Raw genomic sequence first — 7292 nt, 5'->3', positions numbered from 1 at the left:
CAGGCGGTGCCCGGCGACGGCGTCGGGGCGCACCCCGGTGGCCTCCAGGTAGCCGGTCAGGGCCACCTCGACGCTGACGATGGCGGGCTGCGCGTACCGGGTCTGCTCCAGCAGGTGCCGGGCGTCGCCCCACAGCAGGTCGAGGAGGGGGACGTCGAGGTGCGGGACGAGGAGGTCGGCGCAGGCGTGCAGCACGTCGCGGAAGCGGGGCTCCGTGGTGTACAGGCCGCGGCCCATGCCGGGGTAGTACGCGCCCTGGCCGCAACCTACGCCGACCATGTGGCCGGTACTCCCGAGGACCGGCTCGGGGACGTGGCCTTCACCGCCAACACCGGCCGGGCCGCCCAGCGTCACCGGGTCGCCGTGCGGGGCGCCACGGCACGCGAGCTGGCCGACCGCCTGGGCGACGTNNGACGGGTGTGCGGCCGGCCGCACACCCGTCGTCCGGCACACGGGCAGGGCCGTCACCACGGCCTTCCTGTTCACCGGCCAGGGCTCCCAGTACCCCGGCATGGGCCGCGGCCTGTACACCACGGAGCCCCGCTTCCGCGACGTGCTGCACGCCTGCGCCGACCTCCTCGTCCCGCACCTCGACGTCCCCCTCCTCGACCTGCTGTGGGGCGACGCCCGGCACCTGCTGGAGCAGACCCGGTACGCGCAGCCCGCCATCGTCAGCGTCGAGGTGGCCCTGACCGGCTACCTGGAGGCCACCGGGGTGCGCCCCGACGCCGTCGCCGGGCACAGCCTCGGCGAGCTCGCCGCCGCCTGGGCCGCAGGGGTGCTCTCGCTGCCCGACCTGCTCCGGCTGACCGCCCTGCGCGGACGGCTCATGCAGGACCGGCCCACGACCGGCGCCATGGCCGTCGTCCACACCGACACCGACACCCTCGTCGACGCGCTGCGGGCCCATCCCGGCCTGGAGATCGCCGCCTACAACGCACCGAACGTGCACACCGTCACCGGTCCGGCCGACACGCTCGCCCGCTTCCGCGAGGACACCCCGCACCGCACCCAGCTCCTCCCGGTCAGCCACGCCTTCCACTCCGCCGACATGGAACCGGCCGTCGCGCCGTTCGCCGAGGCCATGGCCGCGACCGCCCTCAAACCGCCCGCCGTCCCGTTCGCGTCCACCCTCACGGGGACCTGGCACACCCCGGACTCCGCCGTGGACGCCGGGCACTGGGCCGACGCCATCCGCCGGCCCGTCCGCTTCGCACAGGCGCTGGCCGCCCTCGCGGAGACCGACCCGGGGGCCGTGTGGGAAATCGGCCCCCACCCCCACCTCACACCCCTGGCCCGTACGACCCTCGTCGAGCCGCACCCCGTCTGGCTCACCACCCTCCAGCGCGGGCGGGGCGACCAGGTCCAGCTGCACACCGCCCTCGCCGCCCACCACAACCTCACGGGCGCCGACCTGAACTGGCCCGCGCTCCACGAGGACAAACGGCACCGCACGACCACCCTGCCCGTCTACCCGTTCCACCGAGAGCCGCTGGCCGCGCCCCCCGCACGTCGCCGCGCAGTGACGAACGCCGTCAGCCACCCGCTGTTCGACCGCCACTACGAGCACCGGAGCGAGGGACAGTGACGCAGCGAGCCGAGACGTACGAGAAGACCTTCGCGGGGAGCGAGCCCCTCATCGCCCAGCACCGCGCCGCAGGCACCGGACTGCTCCCCGCCGCGGCACAGCTGGAGATGGCGATGGTGGGCGTGGCCCGGCTCGGGCCGTTCGCACCGCTGGAACTGACCGACGTGGCCTTCCTCAGGCCCCTCACCCTCGCCGACGACGCCACGGCGGCCGTCCGCCTCGACGTCGTCCACGACCCGGACACCCGCTTCGAGTTGAGCACCGTCACCGCCGGGGAACGCAAACAGCTCTCCACCGGCCGCGGTCGGCCCCTCCCGTACGACCCACCCACGGGAGCCGTCCCGCGGATCACCGTCCGCCGCACGATCACCCCGGACGACCTGTACGCCGGCTGGTCGCGGGCCGGCCTGCGGTACGGGCCCGACTTCCGCACCGTCCGCGAACTCACCGTCGGCGAGGGCACCGCCCGCGCCGTCCTGCGCAGCGACGCCGAACCCCTGCCCTGGTTCGCCCACCCCCTGCTGACGGACGGCGTGTTCCAGGTCATGAGCTGCGCCCTCCAGGACCTCGACACAGCGACCGGGCCGCGGCCCATGCTGCCGATCGGGGTCGCCCGCGTCGCCGTCCACTCCGATCTGTCGGCCCTGGCGTCCGGCGCCACCGTCCTGGCCCGCCGCACCGGAGTCGAGGGCGCCTACTCGACGGGCGACGCCCTGCTCCTCGGGCCGTCGGGCGAGATCGCGGCGGAGTTCACCGGAATCCGTATGCGCCGCACCACCGAAGCGGGACGAACCGCCGCCCCGAGCGGGCGCGCCGCGAGACTCGTCTCCCGCATCCGCTGGCGGCCCGCGCCCGCCCCGGCCCGCGACGCGGCGCAGGGCACCTGGGTGGTCCTCCACCACGGCGACGCCCTCGGCCGGCGCACCGCCGGGCGACTGCGGGCCGACGGCGCCCGCGTGGTGGAGGTCGGCCTCGCCACACCCGCCGCCCCCCGGCCGTGCGAAGCCGCCGGGGCGCTCCAGGACGACCGGCTCGTCCTGGAGCACGCCGACGAGGGCGCCTTCCGGCGCCTGTGGGAGGACATCGGGGACCCGGTCGCGGGAGTGGTGCACCTGCTGAACGCCGGTGCGACGGACGGCGACCGGGACGAGGACACCGAACTCGGCGCCGGCCTCTACGGGTGTTTCGCCGCCCTGAAGACGCTCGGCGAACGGCAGCGCCGCTCCCGTTTCCTCGTGGTGACCCGGCACGCCCAGCCCGTGGGGCACGACGACGTGCCGGTGCCCGCCCGCGCCGCCCTGTGGGGTCTCGTCCGCACGGCGGCCATCGAGTACCCCGGCCTGCGCCCCCGGCTCGTCGACCTCGACGACACCTCCGACGACGCGTTCACTGCGGAACTCGGCGCCGGCCCGACGGGGACGTACGACGGCCCGACGGAGGTCGGCTACCGGAACGGCGTCCGCCACGAACCCGTCCGCGTGTTCGACACACAGGCCGGCCCCCCGGCTGTGCGGCCCATCCGGCGGGGCGGCCGTTATCTCGTCCTCGGCGGACACGGGGGACTGGGCCTGGAGGTGACCCGCCGCTTCGCCGCGGAGGGCGCGGGACTCGTCGCGCTCGTCAGCCGCAGCGGTCGGTCGGCAGCCGACCACTCCCACCCGGTCGACACCGGCCCCGCGGGATGCACCGTCGTGTCGTACGCCGCCGATGTCTCCGCCCCCGGTGAACTGCGCGCCGTCGTCGAACGGATCCGCGAGGAGCACGGCGAGCTGCACGGCGTGGTCCACGCGGCGGGCACCCTCAAGGACGGACTGATCCGGTCGACCACCGCCGACGACATCACCGCCGTCCTGCGGCCCAAGGCCTCCGGCGCACGTGAACTCGCCGCAGCCGTCACCGGCACGGACCTCGACTTCGCCGTGCTGTTCGCGTCCGTCTCCGGCACCTTCGGCAACCTCGGCCAGGGCGGCTACGCCGCCGCCAACGCCTACCTGGACGCGTTCGCCCACGCGCACGGCACGCCCTGGCTCAGCGTCGACTGGGGCCTGTGGGGCGAGGTCGGCATGGGCACGGCGGTCGCGGACCAGCTCCGGCGCCGGGGTGTCCGGCCACTGGGCACGGCCGAGGCCCTGGACGCGCTGATCGCCGTCCTGGGCGGGGACGCCCGCCAGGTGGTCGTCGCCCACCCCGACGCGTCGGAGGCCGGGCCCGGCGGGGACGAAGGGAATGCCGCCGCTACCGACGCCGCCCGGCCGTCGGCCGGCGCGGACACCGGTCAACCGGACGCCGTACACGTCGCCGGGGGTCGGGAACGGGTGGAGGACGCGCTGGAGCGCTTCCTCGCCGAGCGGCTTGGCGTGTCCTCCTTCGACCGCCGCGCACCCCTCGCCGACTACGGCATGAGCTCCATCATGAGCGTCGAGCTGTCCGAGGAACTCTCCCGCCGCTGGGGCCTCCACCTCCCGGCCACCCTCTTCCTGGAGCACGGCGACTTCGCCGACCTCGCCCAGGCGTTGACGGACCGGTACGGGGCGGCCGGCGCGGTCGCACCCCCGGCCGCCGACGGCGCCCCGGAACCGACGGACCCCACCGCACGGGACGCGCGGACGGATGAGGCCGAGCCCGTCGCGGAGGACGTACGGACCCCTGAGCCGACGTCCGGGTCGGTCGGGCGGCCCCGGCGGGCGGCCGGCCGGGCCGGGCGGGACATCGCGGTCGTCGCCGTCTCGGGCGACCTGCCCGGCGCACCTGACGTGGCCGCCCTGTGGCCGCTGCTGCGCACCGGCGGGCACGCGTTCACCGAGATCCCGGCCGAACGCTGGGACATCGACGCGCACTTCGAGGCACGCGGCCCCCACATGACGGGCACCTACTGCCGCACCGGAGCCTTCCTCGACGACATCGACCGCTTCGACCCGTCGTTCTTCGGCATCTCCGTACGCGAGGCCGAGGAGATGGACGCCCAGCAGAAGCTGCTGCTCGAACACGCCTGGGCGGTACGCGACGAGAGCGGGCTCGCCGGTCGCCGCGACATCGGCGTCTTCGTCGGCGCCACCTACACCCACCACCGCGACGCCCGCGGCCTGGACACCGTCGGACCGCACACCGCCCTCGGCTCCCTGAACGCGGTGCTGGCCAACCGCGTCTCGTACGCCCTCGACCTGACGGGCCCCTCCCAGACCGTCGACACCCTGTGCTCCTCCTCCCTCGTCGCCGTCCAGCAGGCGGTCGCCGCACTCCGCTCGGGGACCTGCGGAGCCGCGATCGTGGCCGCCTGCCACGTCGGGCTCACCCCCTGGTACTACCGCAGCCTCAGCCAGCTCGGCGCCCTCTCCGAGACCCTGCCGAGGCCGTTCGACGAACGCGCCGACGGGTTCGTGCCCGGCGAGGGAGCGATCGCCGTCATGCTCCGGCCCCTGGAGGACGCCGAGCGCGACGGTGACACCGTCTGGGGCGTCATCCGGGGGACCGCCGTCAACCACGGCGGCCGGGGCAGCGCCCTGCCCGTGCCCCGCAGCGAGGCACAGACCGCCGTCGTCCGGGCCGCCCTCGACGACGCCGGGGCGGCCCCGGCGGACATCTCCCTGATCGAGACCCACGGCACCGCGACCCGGCTGGGCGACCCGATCGAGATCGCCGCGCTCACCGAGGTGTTCGGCGCCGACCCGGACCGCCGTACTCCGCTCCACCTCGGCTCGGTGAAGGCCAACGTCGGACATCTGGAACCGGCGAGCGGACTGGCCGGACTGGTCAAGGTGCTGCTGTGCCTCAGGCACGGCGAGATCCCGCCCCTCGCGGGCCACGAGACACCGGGAACGCACCTCGATCTCACGGGTGGGCCCTTCGTGATCCCCACGCGGCGCACACCGTGGCACTCCGACGCGCCGCGCCGTGCCGGGATCAGCGCCTTCGGCATGGGCGGCACCAACGCCCACATCGTCGTGGAGGAGTACGCCGCACCGCCCGCACCGGACGCCCCCGCGCAGGCTTCGCTCGGCGAGTACCTCCTGCCGCTGTCCGCGCACACACCCGAGGCCCTGATCCGGCGCGCGGCGGACCTGGAACGGGCGTTGCGCGCCGAACCTTCCGCCGTGGGCGCGCTGTGCCGCTCGGCCGCCGTGGGACGCGACCACCTGCGCCACCGGGCCGTGGTCCTCGGCACCACGGCGGACTCCCTGCTGGCCGGGCTCGCACGGATCGCACGCGGAGACCGAGAGATCCGCGGAGCGGCCGAGTTTCGCGGAGCGGCCGAGATCCGCGGAGACGGGGAGTCCCGCGGCGCCGGCGAGTCGCACGGCATCGTCCTGCGCGACGGGGTGGTGCTGGAGAGCGCCGGACGCCCCGCCGACGCCGCACTCGCCGCCCGTCTGGCCCCCTTCACCTCGCACACCCCCGTCCGGATCGCGGCCCAACTCAGGCTCCCGGAGGACCGGTTGAGCACAGGGCTGGCCTTCTTCCACGTCGGGGGCGGAACCGTCGACTGGCATCAGGTGTACGAGGGCGTGTCGGCCCGCCGCGTCGCGCTGCCGCCCTACCCCTTCCGGGCCGAAGCAGCCGTCGCGCGCTCCACGGGGACGGAGGCCACGGACCGGGGCGTACGCCAGGACACCGCCGACGTGACGGCCATCGTCCAGCGGTTCTCCCGCGCCCACCGCGTGTTCGGCGAGGACACGCTGCCGGGGGCGCTGACGCTGGCCCTGGCTCTCCGTAGCGCCGATGTCCTGAGGCGGGTCGCGTTCGTGAGCCGCGGCACCGGCTCCCACCCCCTCCACAGTGACCTCGGCGACCTCGACGGCCCCACCCGCACCGGGCCGGTGACCTTCCGGCACGGCGGCCGGATCGTGGCACGCCTGGAGACGGGCCGCGCGGACGAGGTGCCGGCCGGCACGTTCGGCGACCACGACATCGACGCCTTGCGCGCGGGCCTCGACCGCACCCTCGAACCCACCGGTCTGTACGCCTGGTTCGCGGCCAAGGGCATGGACTTCGCCGCTCCCCTGCGTTCCCTCACGGAGGTGCGCTTCGGCGCGGCCCGGGTGCTGGCCCGGCTCGACGTCCCTGCCGGTGACGCCCTGGAGAGGGCCGCGGTCGCTCTGGACGCCGCGCTGCAGAGCATGGCCGTCCTGACGCTGGCCGATCCGGCCGCGGTGTCGGCGGCATACCTGCCGGTGTCCATCGGGCGCGTCGTACGGCTGGGCGATCCCGCGCGGGCCACCCATGTGCTGCTCGACGCCGACGACGCCACGCCGGACGGGGTGCGGCGCGGCCACACCGCCCTGCTGTCCGCGGAGGGCCGCGTCCTGGTGCGCCTGGAGGACGTGGAGTACCGGACGGTGCCGGCCGGAGCCCGGCAAGCGGTGAACGGCGCAGCCGTGACCGCTCCCTCGCCCTCGCCCACGCCTGCCTCCCCAGCCGCGCCCGTACCCGCCTCCACGCCCGTGCCCGCGCTCGTGGCCGGGGCCGGGATCGAGGCCCTCGTCCTGGCCGTCGTGCGGAGCGTCCTGCACGATCCGAGCGTCACGCCCACCACCTCCCTCTCCTCCGCCGGTCTCGACTCCATGCTGGCGACAGCGGTCGCCGCGGAGATCGAGGAGAACCACGGCGTACGGCTGAGCCCCACGGACGTCCTCGACGCGGCGGACTGCCGCGCCCTGGCTGCCCAGGTGGCCGAACGGACCGAGGCACCCCGGCCCACCTCCGCCCC

At 75.3% G+C, this 7292-nt stretch carries 3 protein-coding genes and 1 pseudogene; 3 read left to right on the top strand and 1 reads right to left on the bottom strand.

The window, feature by feature from the left end; genetic code table 11:
- A partial coding sequence (locus AOK15_RS46865) for an acyltransferase domain-containing protein (protein ID WP_240508475.1) occupies positions 1-279 on the bottom strand: 279 nt, incomplete at its 3' end.
- On the opposite strand from AOK15_RS46865, the pseudogene AOK15_RS48820 reads away from it, so the two are divergent.
- From AOK15_RS48820 to AOK15_RS17410, 3 genes and pseudogenes are all read left to right on the top strand, one after another.
- Positions 160-410 (top strand): annotated as a pseudogene (locus AOK15_RS48820) (CurL C-terminal domain-containing protein); the annotation flags it as partial. The gene AOK15_RS46865 and the pseudogene AOK15_RS48820 sit on opposite strands and share 120 nt — an antisense overlap.
- Before the next feature lie 2 nt (positions 411-412).
- Positions 413-1588: acyltransferase domain-containing protein (locus AOK15_RS17415; protein ID WP_240508474.1), on the top strand; the 1176-nt coding region annotated here is incomplete at its 5' end.
- Positions 1585-7292: SDR family NAD(P)-dependent oxidoreductase (locus tag AOK15_RS17410; protein ID WP_157870281.1), on the top strand; the 5708-nt coding region annotated here is incomplete at its 3' end. The genes AOK15_RS17415 and AOK15_RS17410, both read left to right, overlap by 4 nt.

It is taken from the genome of Streptomyces ossamyceticus, assembly GCF_001418475.1.
GTDB lineage: Bacteria > Actinomycetota > Actinomycetes > Streptomycetales > Streptomycetaceae > Streptomyces > Streptomyces ossamyceticus.
The sequence above is the reverse complement of the archived record's forward strand: the minus strand, read 5'-3'. Positions and strand labels throughout refer to the sequence as shown.